This window comes from Aureimonas sp. Leaf427 (genome assembly GCF_001425485.1).
In the GTDB taxonomy this organism is placed as follows: Bacteria; Pseudomonadota; Alphaproteobacteria; order Rhizobiales; family Rhizobiaceae; genus Plantimonas.
The window spans coordinates 88716-110105 of sequence record NZ_LMQW01000003.1; the positions used below are offsets into that span (position 1 = coordinate 88716).

Below are 21390 nucleotides of genomic sequence, written 5' to 3' on the forward strand. Positions count from 1 at the left end.
GCCCTACTCCGCCGCGTCGAGAACGGCGATGCGGCGACTTTCCTCGGTCAGCTCGCGATACTCCTCCTGCCACTCCGTCGGGCCGTTGGAGGGCGAGATCTGCACCGCCGTCACCTTGTATTCCGGGCAGTTGGTCGCCCAGTCGGAGAAGTCGGTGGTGATGACGTTCACCTGCGTCAGCGGGTGGTGGAAGGTCGTGTAGACGACGCCCGGCGCCACGCGATCGGTGATCTTGGCGCGGATCGAGGTCGAGCCGGCCCGGCTTTCCAGCTTGATCCAGTCGCCGTCGCGAATGCCCCGGTTCTCGGCATCGTGCGGATGGATCTCGATGAGGTCCTGGTCGTGCCAGACGACGTTCTGCGTGCGCCGCGTCTGCGCGCCGACATTGTACTGCGAGAGAATGCGCCCCGTCGTCAGGAGCAGCGGGAAGCGCGGGCCCGTGCGCTCGTCCGTCGCGACATATTCGGTGACGATGAACCGTCCCTTGCCGCGCATGAACTCGCCGATATGCATGGTCGGCGTGCCCTCGGGATGGGCCTCGTTGCAGGGCCACTGCACCGATCCCACGCGCTCCAGAAGATCGTAGGAGACGTTCTGGAAAGTCGGCGTGACCTTCGCCACCTCGTCCATGATCTCGGACGGGTGCTTGTAGTCCATGTCCATGCCGATCGCGCGGGCGAGCAGCTGCGTCACCTCCCAGTCGGCATAGCCGTTCTTCGGCTTCATCACGCGGCGGACGCGATTGATGCGCCGCTCGGCATTGGTGAAGGTGCCGTCCTTCTCGAGGAAGGACGAGCCGGGCAGGAAGACGTTGGCGTAGTTCGCGGTCTCGTTGAGGAAGAGATCCTGGACGATCAGAAGCTCCAGCGCGTCGAGGCCGGCCGAGACGTGGCGCGTGTCGGGATCGGACTGGAGAATATCCTCGCCCTGGACGTAAAGCCCCTTGAAGGTGCCCTCGACGGCGGCGTCGAACATATTGGGGATGCGAAGGCCCGGCTCGTCGTCGATCTGAACGTTCCAGAGGTTCTCGAAGGTCTCGCGCACGTCGTCCCGGCTGACATGGCGATAGCCCGTGAACTCGTGCGGGAAGGAGCCCATGTCGCAGGCGCCCTGGACGTTGTTCTGCCCGCGCAAGGGATTCACGCCGACGCCGCGGCGGCCGATATTGCCGGTCGCCATGGCGAGATTGGCGATCGACATGACAGTCGTCGAGCCCTGGCTGTGCTCGGTGACGCCGAGGCCGTAGTAGATCGCCCCGTTTCCGCCGGTCGCATAGAGCCGTGCGGCGGCCCGAACGTCCGCGGCGGGAACGCCGGTGATCGCCTCCACCGCCTCCGGCGAGCGGCTCTCGTCGGCGACGAAGGCGGCCCAGTCCTGGAAGTCGTCCCACTCGCAGCGCTCGCGCACGAAGGTCTCGTCGACGAGGCCCTCCGTCACGATCACATGGGCGAGCGCGGTCATCATGGCGACGTTCGTGCCGGGCTTCAGCGGCAGGTGGTAGTCCGCCTTCACATGGGGCGTGCGCACGAGGTCGATCCGGCGGGGATCGATGACGATCAGGCGTGCGCCCTCGCGCAGGCGCTTCTTCATGCGCGAGGCGAAGACGGGATGGCCGTCCGTCGGATTGGCGCCGATGACGAGGATGACGTCGCTATCCTCGACGCTGTCGAAATCCTGCGTGCCCGCCGAGGTGCCGTAGGTGGTGGAGAGGCCGTAGCCCGTCGGCGAGTGGCAGACACGGGCACAGGTGTCGATGTTGTTGTTGCCGAATCCCGCGCGCACCAGCTTCTGGACGAGATAGACCTCCTCGTTCGTGCAGCGCGAGGAGGAGATGGCCCCGACGGAACCGCGCCCGTACTTCGCCTGGATGTGCTTGATCTTGGCGGCGGCAAACGCGATCGCCTCCTCGTAGGAGACCTCGCGCCACTCGTCCTTATAGGTCTCACGGATCATCGGCTTCAGGATGCGGTCCTTGTGCGTGGCGTAGCCGACCGCAAAGCGCCCCTTCACGCAGGAATGGCCCCGGTTCGCCTTGCCGTCCTTGTAGGGGACCATGCGCACGAGCTCCTCGCCGCGCATTTCCGCCTTGAAGGAGCAGCCGACGCCGCAATAGGCGCAGGTCGTGACCATGGAATGCTCGGGCAGGCCGATCTCGATGACCGACTTCTCCTCCAGCGTCGCGGTCGGGCAGGCCTGCACGCAGGCGCCGCAGGAGACGCATTCGGAGGAGAAGAAATTGTCCGACATGACGCCGGCGGAGACTTCCGAGCCGAAGCCCCGGCCCGAAATCGTCAGCGCGAACGTGCCCTGCACCTCCTCGCAGGCGCGCACGCAGCGCGAGCAGACGATGCATTTGGCGGGATCGAACTGGAAGTAGGGATTGGACTGGTCCTTCTCCTTCTTGAGATGGTTCTCGCCCTCGTAGCCGTAGCGCACGTCGCGCAGGCCGACGGCCCCGGCCATGTCCTGCAGCTCGCAGTCGCCGTTGGCCGCGCAGGTCAGGCAGTCGAGCGGATGGTCGGAAATGTAGAGCTCCATCACGCCCTTGCGGATGCGCTTCAGCCGCTCGCTCTGCGTGGACACCTTCATGCCGGCCATGACGGGCGTCGTGCAGGAGGCGGGCGTGCCGTTCCGGCCCTCGATCTCGACGACGCAGACGCGGCAGGAGCCGAAGCTTTCCAGCATGTCGGTCGCGCAGAGCTTGGGCACCTGGATGCCCGCATCCATCGCCGCCCGCATGATCGACGTGCCCTCCGGCACGGTCACGTCGAACCCGTCAATGGACAGCGTGACCTCGGCCTCGGCCTTGGACTTCGGGGTGCCGTAGTCGGTCTCGTGGATCAGGCTCATCGGGAGGCTCCGTTCCGGTGTGTTTCAGAGGCAGAGCGGAAAGGAAGGCGCGAGGCGCCCCCCTCTGTCCTGCCGGACATCTCCCCCTCGAGGGAGGAGATCGGCAGTTGCGACGGCAGAGACAAGCCTGATCTCCCCCCTTGAGGAGGAGATGCCGCCCCTCGTCCAGGACTCGGGAGGCAGAGGGGGGCGCCGATCCCCGCCCTTTGCGTCAGCCCACGGATCGACCGTCCGCCCATGACCATGCCCATCACTCCGCCGCCTCGCGCATCGGCTCGCGGCCGTGGAAGTCCTCGGGGAAATGCGTGATGGCGCTCATCACGGGATAAGGCGTGAAGCCGCCGAGCGCGCAGAGCGAGCCGAACTTCATCGTGTTGCAGAGGTCTTCCACCAGCGTCAGCGCCTCCGCCGGGCGGTCGCCGGCGATGATGCGGTCGACCGTCTCGCGTCCGCGCACGGCGCCGATGCGGCAGGGCGTGCACTTGCCGCAGGATTCCACCGCGCAGAACTCGAAGGCGAAGCGGGCCTGTTTCAGCATGTCCACCGTGTCGTCGAAGACGACGATGCCGGCATGGCCGATCAGCCCGTCCCGAGCCGCGAAGGCCTCGTAGTCGAAGGGCGTGTCGAAGAGCTCGCGCGGGAAGTAGGCGCCGAGCGGTCCGCCCACCTGCACGGCGCGCACCGGACGGCCCGAAGCCGTGCCGCCGCCGATCCCGTCCACGATCTCGCCGAGCGTCAGGCCGAAGGCCGTCTCGTAAAGCCCGCCATGCCGGGCATTGCCGGCGATCTGCAGCGGGATCGTGCCGCGCGACCGGCCCATGCCGAAATTCTTGTAGGCCTCCGCCCCCTCGCCCATGATCACCGGCACGGAAGAGAGCGTGATCACGTTGTTGATGACGGTCGGCTTGCCGAAGAGGCCCTTGTGCGCCGGCAGCGGCGGCTTGGCGCGGACCTGCCCGCGCCGGCCCTCCAGGCTTTCCAGAAGCGAGGTCTCCTCGCCGCAGACATAGGCGCCGGCGCCGACGCGGATTTCCATGTCGAAGGCGCGGCCCGATCCGAGGACCGAAGCGCCGAGCACGCCGGCCTGACGCGCGATGCGAACGGCTTCGTTCATGACGCGGATCGCGACCGGATATTCCGAGCGCAGATAGACGAAGCCCTTTGTCGCCTTGGTCGCAAGGCCCGCGATCGCCATGCCCTCGATCAGGCAGAACGGATCGCCCTCCATGATCATGCGGTCGGCGAAGGTGCCGCTGTCGCCCTCGTCGGCATTGGCGACGATGTACTTGCGCGCGTCCTCGGTCTCGAGGACGGTCTTCCACTTGATGCCGGTCGGGAAGCCCGCGCCGCCGCGTCCGCGAAGGCCGGACGCGGTAACCTCGACCACGATCTCGGCCGGCTGCAGGGCCGCGGCGCGCTCCAGGCCCTTCAGCCCGCCATGCGCCCGATAGTCGTCGAGCGACAGCGGATCGGTGATGCCGCAGCGCCTGAAGGTCAGGCGCGTCTGGTTCGCCAGGAAGGGCATGTCCTCCGGCCGGCCCAGACGTTTCTCATGCGCCTTGCCGTCCAGGAAGCCCGCCTTGAACAGCCCGGCCACGTCCTCCGGCTCGATCGGCCCGTAGGCGATGCGCCCCTCCGGCGTCTCGACCTCGATCATCGGCTCCAGCCAGGCCAAGCCGCGCGAGCCGTTGCGCACGACGGCGACGTCGAGCCCTTTGTGAGCGGCGGTCTGGCGGATGTCCTCGGCGATCTCGTCAGCCCCGCAGGCGACGGCGAAACTGTCGAGCGGAACGAAGATGCGGATCACAGCCGGATCTCCTCGGCAAGGGCCGCGACCTTGTCGGGCGTCAGCCGGCCGACGATGCGACCATGGTCGATCATGGCGGAGGGGCCGGCGGCGCAGAGCCCGAGGCAGTAGACCGCCTCCAGCGTCACGCGCCCGTCCGCCGTGGTTTCGCCGAAGGCGATGCCGAGCGCGCGTTCGGCGGCGTCCGCCACCGCGTCCGAGCCGCGCGACTGGCAGGCCTCGGCGCGGCAGACCTTCAGCACATGGCGCCCATGCGGCTCGGCCTTGTAGTCGTGGTAGAAGGAGACGACGCCGTAGACCTCGGCACGCGACAGGTTCAGCGCCGCGGAAATCTGCCGCACCGCCGCCTCGCCGACGAAGCCGAACCGCGCCTGGAGCGCGTTGAGGATCGGCAGCAGCGGACCTTCGAGATCCTTGTGCTCCTCGATGATCTCGGCAGCGTCCTCGGCGTCGAATGCCACATGCAGAGTCAAGCTCGGCCTCCCCGGCGGTTTTTGGAACCGTTTCAAACCAGAGGACACCTGTCTCACGCAAAGATCAATGCGCAACCTTCGTCCAACGATAGAGGATTTCTATCAAGAGAGAAGCGCCGCGTCCGTCTCCTTCCAGAAGGCCTCGACCAGCGGCGGGCGCGGATGACGGCGGGTGACGACGAGGCCGATCGTGTAGCTCGCATCCGGCTCGGTGATGGCAATGGCCCGCATCGGCTCGCCGAAGCCGAGGATTTCGGCCGATCGGAAGGGCATGATCGTGGCGAAGCGTCCCGTGCGCACATGGGCGATCAGCGCGATCATCGAATTGGATTCCAGGACCGTGCGGAAGGGCTGGCCGTCCCGGCCGAGAAGGCCGTTCAGGATCTTGCGGTTCTGCATCGTGGCCGAGAGAAGGCAGAGCGGGATCGAGGCGGCCTCGGCCCAGGTGACGCGCGCCGCATCCGCGAAGGGATTGCCCGCCGTCGTCACGAGACAGTAGCGCTCCTCGTAGAGCGCCCGCGTCTCCAGCCGCGCCAGCCGGTCGTCGTCGAGATAGGTGATGCCGAGATCGATGGCGAAATCTTCCAGGCCCGTCACGATCTCCGAGGAGGTGCGCGACTGGATCTCGAAGGTGACGCCCGGATGCTTCTCGAAGAAGGGCGTCGTCAGGCGCGAGACGACGGCGAGCGCGGTCGGAATGACGGCGATGCGCAGGTGCCCGGACAGGCCGAGCCGGACCGCGCGGATCTCGTCCTGCATGGTGCGCACGTCGTCGACGATGCGCCGGGCCCAGCTCAGGACCCGGATGCCCTCCTCGGTCAGCCCCTGGAAGCGCGAGCCGCGATTGACCAGCGTCACGCCGAGCCGCTCCTCCAATTGGCGGATGCCGGCGGAGAGAGTCGGCTGCGTCACGCCCAGCCGCTCGGCCGCGCGCCCGAAATGGCGTTCGGCGGCAAGCGCTATGAAGTAGTCGAGCTTGTCGATCATGGGCGCATTTCTAGCATGAACGGGCCTTTCACCACCCCGGCGATTGATTCAAGGGTCGCCACGGGACTAAGGACTGCGGCAGCGGGAGGCACCCCGGGGGCGGACATGACCATGGAACTCGACAGCATCGAAGACGCGATCGCGGCCATCGCGGCGGGCGAACTCGTGGTCGTGGTGGACGACACCGACCGCGAGAACGAGGGCGATCTCATCATGGCCGCCGCCAAGGCGACGCCGGAGAAGATGGCCTTCATGATCCGCCACACGAGCGGCATCATCTGCGTGCCGATGACGGCCGACCGCGCGGAGAAGCTGAACCTGCCGCCCATGGTCGCCAACAACATCGACCCGATGCGCACCGCCTTCACCGTCTCGGTCGACTACAGGGTCGGAATGACGACGGGCATCTCGGCCGAAGAGCGCACCAACACGGTGCGCGCGCTCGCCAACGACAATTGCACCGGCGGCGACTTCATCAAGCCCGGCCACATCTTTCCGCTGATCGCGCGAGCCGGCGGCGTCCTCACGCGCTCCGGCCACACCGAAGCCGGCTGCGATCTGGCGCAACTGGCGGGCCTGGAACCGCTCGGCGTCCTCGCCGAGGTCGTCAACGACGACGGCACGGTCAAGCGCATGGCGGAGCTGATCCCCTTCGCCCGCGAGCATGGGCTGAAGATCGTCTCGATCGAGGATCTCATCTCCTACCGCATCCGGCGCGAATCCTTCGTCACCTGCGTGCGCGAGGAGAAGACGACCGTGCGCGGCGTCGATGGCGTCGTGCGCATCTACGAGACGCCCTTCGACGACATGCAGCACGTCGTCGCCGTCTTCGGGGACGTGAAGGGCCGCGAACGGGTGCCGACGCGCATCCATCGCGAGCAGCCGGTGGTCGATCTCTTCGGCTCGGGCGGCGCCAAGTCCTGGGTCGAGATCGCGCTGGAGCGGCTGAAGGTCGAGGGCCACGGCGTCCTCATGCTGCTGCGCCAGCCCCATGTCGACGACTTCGAGACCAAGACGACGCCGCTCGCCGACGCCGAGGAAGGCCCGCGCGACGGCGAGCGCCATGTGAGCGCGCAGAAGCGCATGCAGCGCTGGCGCGAGGTCGGCATCGGCGCGCAGATCCTGCGCGATCTCGACGTCCGCTCGATCTCCGTCCTCGCCACGCACGAGCGCTCCTATGTCGGCCTCACCGGCTTCGGCATCGAGGTGGCCGGCACGATCCTCGTGGAGGATTGAGCGACCGGGCTCTGCGCCGCGACGACCATCCGGCCGCCGCCGGCGCCGGATCGGCGCTGCCGGTCCTCCTCGTCCACGGCGCGGTTCAGACGCGCGCCGTCTGGGCGGCGCAGGTCGAGGCGCTCGCCGGCTCGCGCCGCATCGTCGTGCCCGACCTTGCCGGACATGGCGAGACGCCGCTCGGAGAGGCTCCGCTCACCATCGGCGGCATGGCCGAGGACGTGCTCCGACTGATGGACGATCTCGGCCTCGAGCGCGCCGCCGTCTGCGGCGTGTCGCTCGGCGGCATGGTGGCGCTGGACATGGCCGCGCGGGCGCCCGAGCGGATCGCGGGCCTCGTCCTCGCCAACACGCCGCGCTCCCTCACCGCCCTTCCCTGGCTTCGCAAGAGCCTCGCCGCGCTCGATCCGCAGCGGCTTCTCTTTCCGATCTTCCGCCTCATCGGGCGCGAGCGCAGCGCCCGGGCGGGCCTCGCCCTCGCCCGCGTCCTCGTCGGGCCGCAATGGGTCGGCCGGACGGCACGGCACCACTTCATCAAGGGCTTCGCCACCATGCCGGACGAGGCGATCGTCGCGACCTACGGCGCGATCGTCGATTACCACCCCGTCGATCCCGCCCGCATCCGCTGCCCGACGCTCGTCGTGGAGGGCGCCGAGGATGCCGGCTCCATCCGCAGCCAGGGGCGCGACCTCGCCGGACGGCTCCGGCGGGCCCGCCGCATCGTGCTCGACGTCGGCCATGTCGCGCAGCTCGACGATCCCGCCGCCTTCAACGAGCGCCTGATCGCTTTCCTCGCATCGCTCGAGTCCGGCCCCGAAGGCGAGCCGATCGGTCGCGTCTCGTCTAATTAAAAGGGCACCCAGACGGTAATTTAAGGCGGCCTTCAGGTTTCATCCGTCATGTTCCGCTCAAGGTTGCGGTTGGCTCGGGGGCGGAGCGTTGGCATCGGACAAGACGGCGGAGGCGGCGAGCGGAGGACCTGAGTCCGAAAACGGCATGTCGTACATGACGCCGACCATCGCGGTCATCCTGGCGCTCGTGGCCTTTGTGACCTTCGGCATCAACATCGGCGCGGTGGCCGTCATGGCCTCGCAGCGCAACGACATGCTCGTCCATTCCGACCGCGACATCCAGAACCTCGCCGTCCTCCTCGCCAAGCAGACCGACCGCTCCTTCCAGGCCATCGACGCGATCCAGCGCAACGTCGTCGACCACCTGTCGAGGCTCGGCCTGAACGACGCGGAAACCCTGAGCGGGCAAGGGCGCCAGCGCTACGTCCACGACATGCTCGTCGCGGATGCCGCGCCGCTGAACTTCGTGAACTGGATCTCGCTGGTCGATACGAAGGGCCGGCTCGTCTCCAGTTCCTTCGCCTTCCCCGCCCCCGAATTCGACCTGCGCCAGCGCGACTACTTCAAGGCCCTGTCCGTGAAGGGTGCCCCGGAGACCTTCGTCAGCGAACCGATCGTCAACAGCCGGACCGGACAGCCGACGATCTACCTCGCCCGGCGGCTGTCGGATGCGAAGGGCGACTTCAGCGGCATCCTCATCGCCGGGATCGCCATCGAGTCCTTCCAGCAGCTCTATCGCGGCATCGATCTCGACACGACGCGGACGATCGTCCTCGCCCGCGCCGACGGCGTCGTCCTCTCCAACCAGGGAAAGAGCGAGGGCGAGCCGGACGCGGCTTCGATCGTCGACTATTACGGCGCGCTGGCGAAAAAGCAGCAAAGCTCCGGCATGGTGCCGATGAGCGAGGATGGCGCCCCCTACAGGACGGCGACGGCGAGCCTCGAAGCCTACCCGGTCCTCGTCATGGCGCAGTACGACGTCGGCCTGGTGCTCGGCGACTGGTACAACCGGGCGCTCTTCGTCGCCGCCCTCGTGATCCTCGTCGATCTCAGCGTGCTCGTCGCCGGCATGCTCGGCTTCCACCACCTGCGCCAGAGCCGACGGGCGGGCGAGGCCGAGCGGCATTCGGCGCGTCACGACATCCTGACGGGCCTGCCCAACCGCGCCCATTTCCAGGAGGCGCTGGACGAAGCACTCGCCGAGGCCGACGATGTTCCCTTCGGCCTCGTCCTCATCGACCTCGACAACTTCAAGGAGGTGAACGACAACCAGGGCCACCAGGCCGGAGACCTGCTCCTGAAGCTCGTTTCCGCGCGGCTGAGAGGCTGCCTCGGCCCCTCCGACACGCTGGCGCGCCTCGGCGGCGACGAGTTCGCCATTATCCAGCGCGGCATCAAGGGCCGCGAAGACGTCGAGCGTCTTGCCGCGGCCGCGCTCGCCACGTTCCACGCCTCCTTCCCGATCCGGGAGCGTCAGGTCAATGTCGGCGCGAGCTTCGGCATCGCGCTCGGCGCGGCCAACGAGGGCGCCGATCTTCTCTTCGACCACGCCGACATGGCGCTCTACCAATCCAAGGCGCTCGGCCGTGGCACGATCCGCTTCTTCTCGGCCGAGCTTCAGGCGGAAAAGGTCGAGCGCAAGACGCTGGCCCAGGATCTGCAGGAAGCCGTCCTGGAGGAGACGCTGCAGCTCTACTACCAGCCGATCGTCGATCTGCGCAGCTGCCGCCTCACCGGCTTCGAGGCGCTTCTGCGCTGGCACGACCCGGTGCGCGGCCCCGTTTCGCCCTCGACCTTCATCCCCATCGCCGAGGAAACCGGCGCCATCGGGCCGCTCGGGCGCTGGGTCATGCGCGAGGCGTGCCGGCGGGCCGCGACCTGGCCGGACGACATCCGCGTGGCGGTCAATCTCTCCGCGGTCCAGATGCAGCTCTCCGACGTGGCGGCCGATGTCGAGGAGATCCTGGCCGAAACTGGCCTTGCTCCATCGCGCCTCGAAATCGAGATCACCGAGAGCGTGCTGCTCGACCACCCCTCCGCCGAGAAGACGCTCCACCGTCTCGTCGCGCTCGGCGTCTCCATCTCGCTCGACGATTTCGGCACCGGCTACTCGTCGCTGAGCTATCTCTGCAGCTTCCCCTTCGGCCGCATCAAGATCGACCGCTCCTTCGTCGCCCAGATGGTGGACAACAAGGAGGCGGCCGTGATCGTGCAGACCGTGCGCGATCTGGCCGTCCGGCTCGGCACGAAGGTCACGGCCGAGGGCATCGAGACCCATGCGCAGCTGCGCCGCCTTCAGGAGATCGGCTGCGACGCCGGCCAGGGCTACCTGATCAGCCGCCCCATGCCCGCCAAGGACGTGCTGCGCTTCACGCAGACCTTCTCGGACTCCACTCCGGTGGAGGATATCGCGCTCGATCTCGACGAGGTCTCGCAGTCGCTCGTCGCCTGACGGCCTCTCACGCCGTCTCCGTGACCATCAGCCTTTCGGCACGCGCACCAGATCCTCCAGCCAGACCGTCGCCGTTCCGTCCGAGGGCGCCCGCCAGTCGCCGCGCGGGCTGAGGCTCCCGCCGGCCGAGACCTTCGGCCCGTTCGGCATGGCCGTGCGCTTGAACTGGCTGGTCTGGAAGAAGCGGACGAGGAAGCGCTCCAGCCAGAGGCGGATCGTGGAGAGATCGTACCGGTTCTTCTTCTCCTCCGGGAAGTTCGCGGGCCACTCCCCCGCCGAGACGTCGCGCCACGCCTGCCAGGCGAGGAAGGCGACCTTGGCCGGCGGGGCGCCGTTGCGCATCGTGTGGAAGAGGAAGAAGTCGTTCAGCTCGTAGGGGCCGATCTTGGCCTCCGTGCTCTGGATCGCCCCTTGCGCATCGGCCGGCACGAGTTCGGGCGAAATCTCGGTGGCGAGGATCGCCGTGAGCACCCGCCCCGTCGCCTCGTCGAACTGCCCCGTCGCCGCGGTCCAGCGGATGAGATACTGGATCAGCGTCTTCGGCACGCCGGAATTGACGCCGTAATGGCTCATCTGGTCGCCGACGCCGTAGGTGCACCAGCCGAGCGCCAGCTCCGAGAGATCGCCCGTTCCGATCACGAAGCCGCGCCGCTGGTTGGCGAGGCGGAAGAGATAGTCGGTGCGAAGGCCCGCCTGCACGTTCTCGAAGGTGATGTCGTAGACCGGCTCGCCCGCCGAGAAGGGATGGCCCATATCGGCCAGCATCTGCCGGGCGGCGGGGCGGATGTCGATCTCGTCCGCCTGGATGCCGAGCGCGCGCATCAGCGTCCAGGCATTGGCCTTGGTGCCCTCGCCCGTCGCAAAGCCCGGCATGGTGAAGCCCAGAATCGTCGTTCGCGGCAGGCCCAGCATGTCGCAGGCCCTGGCGGCGACGATCAGCGCATGGGTCGAGTCGAGACCGCCCGACACGCCGATGACCATGTGCTCGCCGGCCGTCGCCTCGAAGCGCCGGATGAGCCCGTGCACCTGGATGTTGAAGGCCTCGTAGCAATCGGCGTCGAGCCGCTCCGGCGCGTTCGGCACATAGGGAAAGCGCCGGAGCGGACGGCGCAGGTCTTCCGGCGGCGATGCGGGCGCGTGGTCGAAGCCGATGCGCCGAAAGCGCGTCTCGGGATGGCCGGCGAGAGCAGCCGCGTCGTTGAAGGTCGGCACGCGCAGCCGCTCCTGCGACAAGCGCTGCGTATCGATATCGGCCGCGATCAGCTGCGGCTCGCGCTGGAAGCGCGGCGTCTCGGCGAGACGGTCGCCGATCTCGTAGATCATCCCCTGCCCGTCCCAGGAAAGATCGTTGGTGCTCTCGCCCGCCCCCGCCGCCGAATAGGCATAGGCCGAGAAGGTCCGCATGGCCTGCGAGGCGCCGAGGAGATGGCGATCCTCCGACTTGCCGACGACGATCGGCGAGCCCGAGAGGTTGCAGAGGATCAGCGCCCCCGCGAGCGCGCCGAGCGTCGAAGGCGGCGTCGGCGCCCAGTAGTCCTCGCAGATCTCCGCATGGAAGACGAAGCCCGGCAGCGTGCGGCAGGCGAAGACGAGGTCGGTGCCGAAGGGGGCCGTGTGGCCGGCGACGTCGATGGAGAGCCCCGCCAGCCCTGCGCCGGATGCGAACCAGCGCTTCTCGTAATATTCCCGGTAGTTCGGCAGGAAGGTCTTCGGCACCACGCCGAGGATGGCGCCGCCCTTGACCACGACGGCGCAGTTGTAGAGCCGCCCGTTGCGGCGCAGCGGCGCGCCGAGGAGAAGCACGGCGTCCCGCGAGGCGCTGGCCGCGACGATCCGCGCGATGGCGCTCTCCACCCCGTCGAGCAGCGCCTCCTGAAGGTGCAGATCGTCGATCGCATAGGCGGAGATGTTCAGTTCGGGAAAGATCAGGAGATCGATCCGCTCATCCTCCGCCCGCGCCATGAACTCCAGCACGGCCTCGGCATTGCGGCCGGGATCGGCCACGTAGGCCCGCGGGGTCGCGACGCCGACGCGCACGAAGCCATGGGCATGAATGGAGGCGAAGGCGGCATCCGGGGCGGCGGGCGAAGCGGGGGCAGGATCGAGGGTCACGTTCGGCGCTCCGGAAGGACGGTCGGACAGGCCCGTCGATGCCCCTCCGCCGGCTCCGGCGCAAGGCGGAAAGATCGAAGGGACGTCCGATCCGCACGGCCTCTTCGCCGGAAGAGCGGCGGAGCCGACCGCACGAAACCGCACGGATACTGGTTGCTGGCTACGAAAACGAGCCTTCTCGTCGTAACCCTTCATGCGGAACCGGCAAAAAGCCATGTTAGGGAACCTTGGGTTCCATCACGAGTCAAGCCATGCCAGAGACACGCGCGATCTCCACCGAAGGCCGCATTTCGACCGGCATTCCCGGTCTCGACGACATTCTCGGCGGCGGCTTCACGGCGGATCGCCTCTATCTCGTCGAGGGCACGCCCGGCACGGGCAAGACCACGCTGTCGCTGCAGTTTCTCCTGGCGGGCGTGGAGGCCGGCGAGAGCGGGCTCTACATCACCCTGTCCGAGACCGCCGAAGAGCTGCGCGCCGTGGCCGCGACACATGGCTGGACGCTCGACGCGCTGTCGATCTTCGAGCTCGTGGGCGAGGAGGGCCTCGATCCCGACGCCGAGCAGTCGATCCTGCACCCGTCCGAGATCGAACTCGGCGAGACGACCAAGGGCGTCATGCGCATGGTCGAGGAGATGCGCCCGCGCCGCGTCGTCTTCGACAGCCTGTCCGAACTCCGGCTGCTCGCCCAGAACCCGCTGCGCTATCGTCGGCAGATCCTGACGCTGAAACAGTTCTTCGCCAGCCGGCGCTGCACGGTCCTCATGCTGGACGACCGCACCTCCGAGGCCAACGATCTCCAGCTCCATTCGATCGCCCACGGCGTAATCTCGCTGGAGCAGGCGGCGCGCGACTTCGGCTCCGAGCGGCGGCGCCTGCGGGTCATGAAGATGCGCGGGATCAAGTTCCGCGGCGGCTATCACGACTTCAATCTCGACACGGGCGGCCTGACCGTCTTCCCGCGTCTCGTCGCGGCCGAGCACCATCTCGCCTTCGACGCGAGCCCGGTATCTACCGGCAACACGGGGCTCGACGCCCTTCTCGGCGGGGGCCTCGCGCCCGGAACGAACACGCTCCTCTCCGGCCCGTCCGGCGTCGGCAAGACGACGACCGCCATCCGCTGCATGATGGCCGCTCTCGAGCGCGGCGAAACCGCGACCTACTTCCTCTTCGACGAGGGGCTGGGCACGCTTCTGTCGAGATCGACCACGCTCGGCATGGACATCCGGCCCTTCATCGACAGCGGCCAGCTCTCGCTCCAGCAGATCGATCCGGCCGAACTGTCGCCCGGCGAGTTCACGAGCCGCGTGCGCAAGGCCGTGGAGGAGAAGGGCTCTCGCTTCCTCGTGATCGACAGTCTCAACGCCTATCTCCATGCCATGCCCGGGGAGCAGTTCCTGATCCTCCAGATGCACGAGATCCTGACCTATCTCAGCCAGCAGGGCGTGACCGCGATCCTCGTCCTCGGGCAGCACGGGCTCGTCGGCGACATGCGCTCGGACGTCGATCTCAGCTATCTCAGCGACGCCATCCTCCTCTTCCGCTTCTTCGAGGCGCACGGAGAGGTGCGCACGGCCGTCTCGGTGGTGAAGAGCCGGACGAGTGCGCACGAGAGAACGATCCGCGAGTTCCGTCTCGGGCAGAACGGCCTTGCCGTCGGCGAGGCATTGCACGACTTCGAGGGTGTCCTGACCGGCCTTCCGTCCTACAAAGGCATCATGAGAATGCTGAACGACGGCGATACGGGCAGCCGGACGGAGTAGACGGGTTGAGCGAGCGTGTCCTTATCCTGGCGCCTCGGGGCCGGGACGGCGAAGTGGCGAGCCGTGTGCTGGCGCAGGGCGGCGTCGAGGCGCTCGCCTGCCCGGATCTCGCCTCGCTCTGCGGGCTGCTCCACGGCGACGCCGGCGGGATCCTGATCACCGAGGAGGTGCTGGCGGCCGAAGGCCTCGAAGAGCTTCTCGCCTGGATCGACCGCCAGCCGCCCTGGTCGGACCTGCCGGTCGTCGTGCTCGCGACCAAGCGCACGGGGCCGCGCCCGCCCCGCGCCTCGCAGATCATCGAGCGGCTCGGCAACGTCATCCTCCTGGAGCGCCCGATCAACGCGGAGACGCTGATGAGCGCGGCGCGCTCGGCCATCCGCGGGCGGCGGCGGCAGTATCAGGCGCGCGCCATGCTCGCCACCGAGGAGACGGCGGCGGCGAACCTTCGCGACCTCAACGAGACGCTGGAACAGCGCGTCGCCGAGCGCACGGCCGAGCGCGACCGCATGTGGCACCTCTCCACCGACCTCATGGACGTCTGCAACCGGGAGGGCCGGCTGATCGCCGTCAACCATGCCTGGACCGCGATGCTGGGCTGGACCGAGGCGGAACTGCTGGCCTCGAGCTTTCTCGACCTCGTCCATCCCGACGACGTGGATGCGACTCAGGAGAAGATGAAGCGGCTCGAACGCGGGACGACGACGCTGCGCTTCGAGAACCGCTTCCGCTCCCGCGACGGCGTCTATCGGCTGATCTCCTGGACCGCCTCGCCAGACGCGGGAAACGTCTACGCCATCGGCCGCGACATCACCGAACAGCGCACGACCGAAGAGGCGCTTCGCCAGAGCCAGAAGATGGAGGCGATCGGCCAGCTCACCGGCGGCATCGCGCACGACTTCAACAATATGCTGGCCGGCGTCGTCGGTTCGCTCGACCTCATGAAGCGGCGGATCGCCAATGGCGAGATGGAGCGCGTGCCGCGCTATCTCGACGCCGCCATGACCTCGGCCCAGCGCGCCGCAGGCCTGACCGCGCGCCTCCTCGCCTTCGGCCGCCGCCAGTCGCTGGACCTCAAGGCGACGGACGTGAACGGCGTCGTCGCGGGGCTCGAGGAGCTGATGCGCCGCACGCTCGGCGAGAACGTGCAGGTCGAGACGCGGCTTGCGCCGGACCTGTCGCCCGGCTGGACCGACGCCAACCAGCTAGAAAGCGCGCTGCTCAACCTTGCGATCAATGCGCGCGACGCCATGCCCGAAGGCGGCAAGCTGACGGTGACGACGGCCAATCGCTGCTTCGGCCCGGCGCAGGTTCTGAAGATGGAGGGCCTCGCGCCCGGAAACTACGTGATCGTCGAGGTCGCCGATACCGGCATCGGCATGTCGCCGGAAACCTTGCAGAAGGTCTTCGAGCCCTTCTTCACGACCAAGCCGATCGGCCAGGGAACGGGCCTCGGCCTGTCCATGATCTACGGCTTCGCCAAGCAGTCGAACGGGCACGTCACCGTGGAGAGCACGGAGGGACAGGGCACCGTCATCCGGCTCGTGCTGCCGCGCTATGCGGAACGGGCCGTGGCCATCGAGGAGGAAGCGGACATGCAGGCACCCAAGGGCGACGGCGAAACCGTGCTCGTCGTCGAGGACGAGGCGCTCGTTCGCATGCTCGTCGTCGACGTTCTGGAGGACCTCGGCTATCGCGCCATCGAGGCCGGCAGCGCCGACGAGGCGATCCCCTACCTGAAGGCCGAAGGGCGCATCGACCTCCTGATGACCGATGTCGGCCTGCCCGGCATGAACGGACGCCAGCTCGCCGAGGTCGCCCGCGAGGCGCGGCCGGAGCTGAAGATCCTCTTCGTCACCGGCTATGCCGAAAAGGCCGCCGTCCGCGGCGACTTCCTCGGCGACCGGATGGACATCGTCACAAAGCCCTTCGTCTTCGAGACGCTGGCGACGAAGATCCGGCAGATGATCGAGGGCGACGGCACGCCGGCCTGATCCTCTCGCGTCGATCGGTCTCGCGACGGAACGCCGATGGCGTGCGGACCGTTAGCGCTTCGACGTTCACACGACCGTGAACACGAGAGGAGATCGACGCGATGAGCATTTTCGGCAAGATCAAGGACGCCATCTTCGGCAAGGCGGAAGCCGCCGAGCCTGCAGCGCCCGCGCCCGCAACGGTCAACGCCCCGCCGCCGGCCGGCCCCGCCACGACGGCGGCCCCGGCACCCGCCTCCCCCACCCCGGCATCGCCGACCTCGGCTCCGGCGCCGGGCGCTCAACCGGCCGGGACGGCTCCCGCCTCCACGCCGGCGACGGCGGTCGATGTGGCCGCGATCATGGACAAGGCCGTCAAGGACAGCGGCCAGAAGCTCGAATGGCGCAAGTCCATCGTCGACACGATGAAGGCGCTCCATCTCGACAGCAGCCTCTCCGAGCGCAAGGAACTGGCCGAGGAGCTCGGCTATACCGGCGACACGAACGACAGCGCGACGATGAACGTCTGGCTGCAGAAGGCGCTGATGAAGAAGCTCGCCGAGAACGGCGGCAAGGTGCCGGCCGACCTCACGGACTGAGCCTGAAGCCTGTCCCGTCGAGCGGACGGGCTTCGCCGCAAGAGCCGGCGCCGACAAAAGATGAGAGGGCACCGAGGCTCGCTGGAGGCGGCCCCGGTGCCCTCGTCACAGATCCGCGAAGCGGCGGATCAGGTTGTGATAGTGATTGACGAGGCCGAGCACCGCCGGGTCCGCGTCGCCGAGCTTGGTGCGCGCGCCGATGATGGCGATGTCGAGATCGTAGAGCATGGTGCGCAGGCCGTCGTCCCGCACCATCGACTGCGTCCAGAAGAACGAACCCCAGCGGCTGCCCCGCGTGATCGGCTCGACGCGATGAAGGCTGGTGGCGGGATAGACGATCATGTCGCCGGCCGGCAGCTTCACGGCCTGGCTGCCATAGGTGTCCTCCACGACCAGCTCGCCGCCGTCGTAGTCCTCCGGGTCGGTCAGGAAGAGCGTCGAGGACACGTCCGCGCGCATGCGCATGCCGCCCGTGCCCGGAATGGCGCGGATCGCGCCGTCCACATGCGCCCCGAAGGTCATGCCGACATCGTAGCGGTTGAACATCGGCGGCAGCACGCGGAAGGGCAGAGCCGCCGAATTGAAGGTCGGGTTCGCCGCGAGCTTGCCGAGGATCAGCCCGCCCAGTTCGCGCGCCTCCGCCGAATCCTCCGGGATCTGGAGATTGCGCTTGGCCTTGGCGGCCTGGTCGCCCGCCGTCACGCGCCCGTCGACCCATTGCGAGCTTTCCAGCACATGCCGGCAGTGCCGGACCTCGTCCGGCGTCAGGACGGCGGGGATGTGGATCAGCATGGCGACTTCCTATGGCACGGGGCGGCGCTGAACGGCGGGGAGCGGCCGCCCCCGAATAAAGGAGCGAAGCTTTAGAATTTCGCTCCGATCGTCAGAAGCACGCTGCGGCCGGAGGCCGGCACCGCGCGCCCGCCGAAGGCCGCATCGTAGTTCAGATGATCCGTCAGGTTGTAGCCGTTCAGCGCGACCTTGAAGTGCTTGGCGTCGTAGGTGATGGCGGCATCGAGAGAGAAGCTGTCGGGAACGATGTTCTTGTCCACGGTCGGCGTGTAGACGGCATAGGAGGATGCCGCGCGCAGGCCGCCCGCGATCGACAGATCGCCGCCGATATCGGGCAGGTGCGGCGTCAGGTCGTAGTCGGTCCAGAGCGTGACATTGTGGCGCGAGACGTAGGGCGCGACGTCCCCGACGATCCGCTGATCCTCCGGATAGGCGGTAGAGAGGATCTCGCCGTCGAGATAGGCGTATCCGGCATGGACGGTCCAGCCGGTGAGCACCTCGCCGTTGAGCCCGAGCTCGAAGCCGCGAACGCGGCGCGTGTCGCCGGCGTCGCCGAAGGCATAGGCGATGCCCGAGGTCGGATCGGTGTCGACCGAATTCTTCTTTTCGATCTGGAAGACCGAGCCGGAAAAGCCGAGCGCCTCTCCGAGAAGATCGATCTTCGTGCCGATCTCGTAGAGATCGCTTCGTTCGGGATCGAAGTTCGATCCGGCCCGCGGCGCCTCCGAGGTCGAGATCATCTGCTGGGTCGAGAGATTGACGCCGACCGGCGCATAGGAGCGCGCGAAGGTCGCGTAGAACTGCGTCGCCTTCGTCGGCTCGTAGATCGCGCTGATCGAGGGGCTGAGCGCGGTGACGTCGTCCTTCGCCTCGACGCCGGAAAAGACCGACGTGGACTCGAAATAGTCCGCCCGCACGCCGCCGAGCAGCGAAAACTCCTCCGTCAGCCAGATCCGATCGGTGGCGAAGAGGCCGGCATTGAAGGCCGTTCCCTCGGTCTTGATCGCGTTGTCGTAGGTGAGAAGCGCGGTCGGGAACTCGTAGACGGGATCGCGCAGGCGCTGCACGTTCGTCGGACGGGCCGGCAGGAAGCTGCCGCGCTCGCGATCCTCGCTCTGGTGGCTGACGTCGAGGCCGACCTTCAGCTCGTTCCGAAGCCCTCCGATCGTGCCGTTCACATCGGCCGAGGTGACGTTCTGAACGCCCGTGCCGTCCTGGCGATAGGCGATGCCGCCGCCGGCGCCGTAGCTGATCAGGGGATTGCCGCCGTTGAAGAACGTCGTGACGCAGGCGCCCTCGCAACTCGGATTGGTCGAGAGGAAGTCGCGGTCGTAGAACTGCACGCGGGTGTCGTTGTGGATCGCGATGTTCTCGTTCACCGTGTGCGTCAGATTCGAGGTGAACGTGTGGACGTTCGTCTCGTCGCGATCCTCGCTATTGCCGTAGACGCGGGAATAGGAGGTGGAGCGGTCGAGCCCGAACTCGGTCGCCGGCGCGCCGGTCGTGCCCGGCCGGCGCAGCATGGGCACGCCCATGTCCGGCGTGCGGTCTCCGCCCTGGTAGCTGTAGTTCAAGTGCCACTCGGTCGGCGTGCCGAGACCGAGGCCGAGATCGACCGCGATGCCCTCGCGGTCCGTCTCCACCCGGTCGCGGTCCTCGACGTCCTGGCGATGGACGACGCCGTTGACGCGCACCGCGCTCGTCTCGCTCAGCGTCTTGTTGAGATCGAACGTGCCGCGATGGGTCGGGCCCGAGCCGATCGAATAGTCCGCGCCGTAGCGGTCCTCGAGGAAGGAACCCTTGGTCGACTGGTTGATGACGCCGCCGACATTGCCCGCGCCGAAATAGCCGCCGGTCGGCCCCTTGAAGACCTCGACGGACTCTGTGTTGAAACTGTCCCGGACATAGGCGCCGAAGTCCTTCAGGCCGTTCGTGTAGACGTCGCCCTTGGACTGGAAGCCGCGGATGCGGAACTGGTCGCCGTTCTGTCCGCCATTGCCTTCGCCGGACGAGAGCGTGATGCCGGGAACGTTGCGCAGCGCCTGCTCCAGCGAGGTGACGCCCTGCTTCTCCAAAACCTCCTGCGGGACCACGTTGACCGTGCGGGGAGTCTCGCGGACCGTCGCGGGCAGGCGGGCGATCTTCGTCGAGGCGCGGTTCGTGTTGGGCACCTGGGCGAGCGAGCCGCCCTGCAGCGTCACGGTGTCGAGAACGATGGGCTCGCCCGCGCCGACCGGCGCCGTCTGAGCGAAGGCCGTCGAGCCGAAGGACAACGCGACGCCGGCGGCCAGAGTGGCGTTCGACATCAACGGGCGCATGGTTGCGAAAGGCTTGATCATCATCGGCTCCAGGTTCACGGGAACCGCACTAGGAAACATGAACTTCAGAGTCAAGAATGAAGCGCAATTTAGACATAATTCAAAAAGCACATCATTCTCTGTGACTTAGAACGATTCTGAATTGGCATGCTCAAGCGCGTTTATTGTTGACGCCACCGGTCAACATTCTATGACGCCCTGTACCGAACCCGTTGGATCGTCACGGAGCGCCCGCTTGTCCCTGTCCCGCCGCCTCGTCCTCGCAGCCCTTCTCGCCTGCTCGGGCCTTGCCTCGACCCTGCCCGCGAGCGCCGCCGAGATCACCGTTGCGACGGCCCGCGGCGAGGCCAAGGTGGCGGAGCAGCCGAAGACCGTCCTCGTCTACGACCTCACCAGTCTCGACACGCTGGATGCGCTCGGCGTCTCCGTCGCGGGCGTGCCGAGCGTGAAATATCCGCCCTATCTCGCCCGATACGGCGAGGCCTCCGTGCCCAAGATCGGCTCGCTCTTCGAGCCCGATCTGGAGGCCGTGAACGCCGCCGCGCCCGACCTCATCATCGTCGGCGGCCGTTCCGCGCCGAAGTTCGACGACCTCGCCGGGATCGCGCCCACCATCGACCTCACCACGGATGCGACCGACCCGCTGGCGAGCGCCGAGCGCAATGCGAAGACGCTCGGTCGCATCTTCGGCAAGGAGCCCGAGGCCAAGGCGCATGTGGACAAGCTGAACGCCTCCGTCGCCGCGCTGAAGGAAAAGGCCGCGGGCGCCGGCAAGGTGCTCATCGTGCTGACCACGGGCAACAAGATGAGCGCCTACGGGCCGGGCTCGCGCTTCGGCATCGTGCACTCCGCCTTCGGCTTCGAGGCCGCGGACCCGACCCTTACGGTCGCCAATCACGGCCAGGCCGTCTCCTTCGAGTTCATCGCCAAGGTCGATCCCGACTGGCTCTTCGTGATCGACCGGGACGCGGCGATCGGCCAGGGCGCGGCGGCCGCCATGCTCGACAACGAACTGGTCGCCAAGACCAAGGCCTGGCGGGAAAAGCGCGTGGTCTATCTCGATCCCGCCCGCTGGTATCTCGTCTCCGGCGGGCTGACCGCGCTTCAGGACAATGTCGATCAGCTCTCCCAAGCGCTGGACGCGGCCGGCACCCGAACCGGCGGCTGATCGGTCGCAGAA

At 67.6% G+C, this 21390-nt stretch carries 14 protein-coding genes; 7 read left to right on the top strand and 7 right to left on the bottom strand.

Annotated features, from left to right (window positions below; translation table 11 throughout):
• Positions 1 to 3 precede the first annotated feature (3 nt).
• The 4 genes from fdhF to ASG62_RS04320 all read right to left on the bottom strand — a co-directional run bounded on the left by fdhF (position 4) and on the right by ASG62_RS04320 (position 6117).
• The gene (gene fdhF, locus ASG62_RS04305; RefSeq protein WP_056700030.1) at positions 4 to 2850 is read right to left on the bottom strand and encodes a formate dehydrogenase subunit alpha; all 2847 of its coding nucleotides are present in this window, start codon (positions 2848 to 2850) and stop codon (positions 4 to 6) included.
• 250 nt (positions 2851 to 3100) lie between these two features.
• The gene (locus ASG62_RS04310; protein ID WP_056700033.1) at positions 3101 to 4657 is read right to left on the bottom strand and encodes a formate dehydrogenase beta subunit; all 1557 of its coding nucleotides are present in this window, start codon (positions 4655 to 4657) and stop codon (positions 3101 to 3103) included.
• The gene (locus ASG62_RS04315; protein WP_056700036.1) at positions 4654 to 5130 is read right to left on the bottom strand and encodes a formate dehydrogenase subunit gamma; all 477 of its coding nucleotides are present in this window, start codon (positions 5128 to 5130) and stop codon (positions 4654 to 4656) included. Before ASG62_RS04315 ends, ASG62_RS04310 begins: the two co-directional genes overlap by 4 nt.
• 102 nt (positions 5131 to 5232) lie before the next feature.
• Positions 5233 to 6117, bottom strand: coding sequence for a LysR family transcriptional regulator (locus ASG62_RS04320; protein ID WP_056700039.1), 885 nt, complete (start codon positions 6115 to 6117; stop codon positions 5233 to 5235).
• 105 nt (positions 6118 to 6222) lie between these two features.
• Between ASG62_RS04320 and ribB the strand changes: the two genes are divergently transcribed.
• The 3 genes from ribB (at position 6223) to ASG62_RS04335 (ending at position 10656) form a co-directional block, all read left to right on the top strand.
• Positions 6223 to 7353: a 3,4-dihydroxy-2-butanone-4-phosphate synthase gene (gene ribB / locus ASG62_RS04325; protein WP_056700040.1), complete on the top strand. Its 1131-nt coding sequence runs from the start codon at positions 6223 to 6225 to the stop codon at positions 7351 to 7353.
• Positions 7350 to 8204, top strand: coding sequence for an alpha/beta fold hydrolase (locus ASG62_RS04330; protein ID WP_056700042.1), 855 nt, complete (start codon positions 7350 to 7352; stop codon positions 8202 to 8204). The genes ribB and ASG62_RS04330 overlap by 4 nt, the downstream gene beginning before the upstream one ends.
• A gap of 145 nt (positions 8205 to 8349) precedes the next feature.
• Positions 8350 to 10656, top strand: a complete 2307-nt coding sequence (locus ASG62_RS04335) for a putative bifunctional diguanylate cyclase/phosphodiesterase (protein WP_056700046.1) — start codon at positions 8350 to 8352, stop codon at positions 10654 to 10656.
• 27 nt (positions 10657 to 10683) lie between these two features.
• Here ASG62_RS04335 and ASG62_RS04340 read toward each other — a convergent pair whose 3' ends face one another.
• A complete protein-coding gene (locus tag ASG62_RS04340) occupies positions 10684 to 12768 on the bottom strand; it encodes an NAD(+) synthase (RefSeq protein WP_056700049.1) in 2085 nt (694 codons plus the stop codon).
• A gap of 251 nt (positions 12769 to 13019) precedes the next feature.
• On the opposite strand from ASG62_RS04340, the gene ASG62_RS04345 reads away from it, so the two are divergent.
• From ASG62_RS04345 to ASG62_RS04355, 3 genes are all read left to right on the top strand, one after another.
• On the top strand, positions 13020 to 14531 hold the full coding sequence (locus tag ASG62_RS04345; protein WP_056700051.1) for an ATPase domain-containing protein: 1512 nt from the start codon (positions 13020 to 13022) through the stop codon (positions 14529 to 14531).
• Positions 14532 to 14536: 5 nt separating this feature from the next.
• Positions 14537 to 16522: a PAS domain-containing sensor histidine kinase gene (locus ASG62_RS04350; RefSeq protein ID WP_244487696.1), complete on the top strand. Its 1986-nt coding sequence runs from the start codon at positions 14537 to 14539 to the stop codon at positions 16520 to 16522.
• A gap of 101 nt (positions 16523 to 16623) precedes the next feature.
• On the top strand, positions 16624 to 17100 hold the full coding sequence (locus ASG62_RS04355) for a DUF3597 domain-containing protein (RefSeq protein WP_056700059.1): 477 nt from the start codon (positions 16624 to 16626) through the stop codon (positions 17098 to 17100).
• Positions 17101 to 17205: 105 nt separating this feature from the next.
• Here ASG62_RS04355 and ASG62_RS04360 read toward each other — a convergent pair whose 3' ends face one another.
• Together ASG62_RS04360 and ASG62_RS04365 are read right to left on the bottom strand one after the other, a co-directional pair.
• Complete coding sequence (locus tag ASG62_RS04360; RefSeq protein WP_056700068.1) at positions 17206 to 17892, bottom strand: Fe2+-dependent dioxygenase; 687 nt, start codon at positions 17890 to 17892, stop codon at positions 17206 to 17208.
• 71 nt (positions 17893 to 17963) lie between these two features.
• On the bottom strand, positions 17964 to 20198 hold the full coding sequence (locus tag ASG62_RS04365) for a TonB-dependent receptor (protein WP_200944788.1): 2235 nt from the start codon (positions 20196 to 20198) through the stop codon (positions 17964 to 17966).
• 202 nt (positions 20199 to 20400) lie between these two features.
• On the opposite strand from ASG62_RS04365, the gene ASG62_RS04370 reads away from it, so the two are divergent.
• Positions 20401 to 21378: a siderophore ABC transporter substrate-binding protein gene (locus ASG62_RS04370; RefSeq protein ID WP_056700070.1), complete on the top strand. Its 978-nt coding sequence runs from the start codon at positions 20401 to 20403 to the stop codon at positions 21376 to 21378.
• Positions 21379 to 21390: the final 12 nt, after the last annotated feature.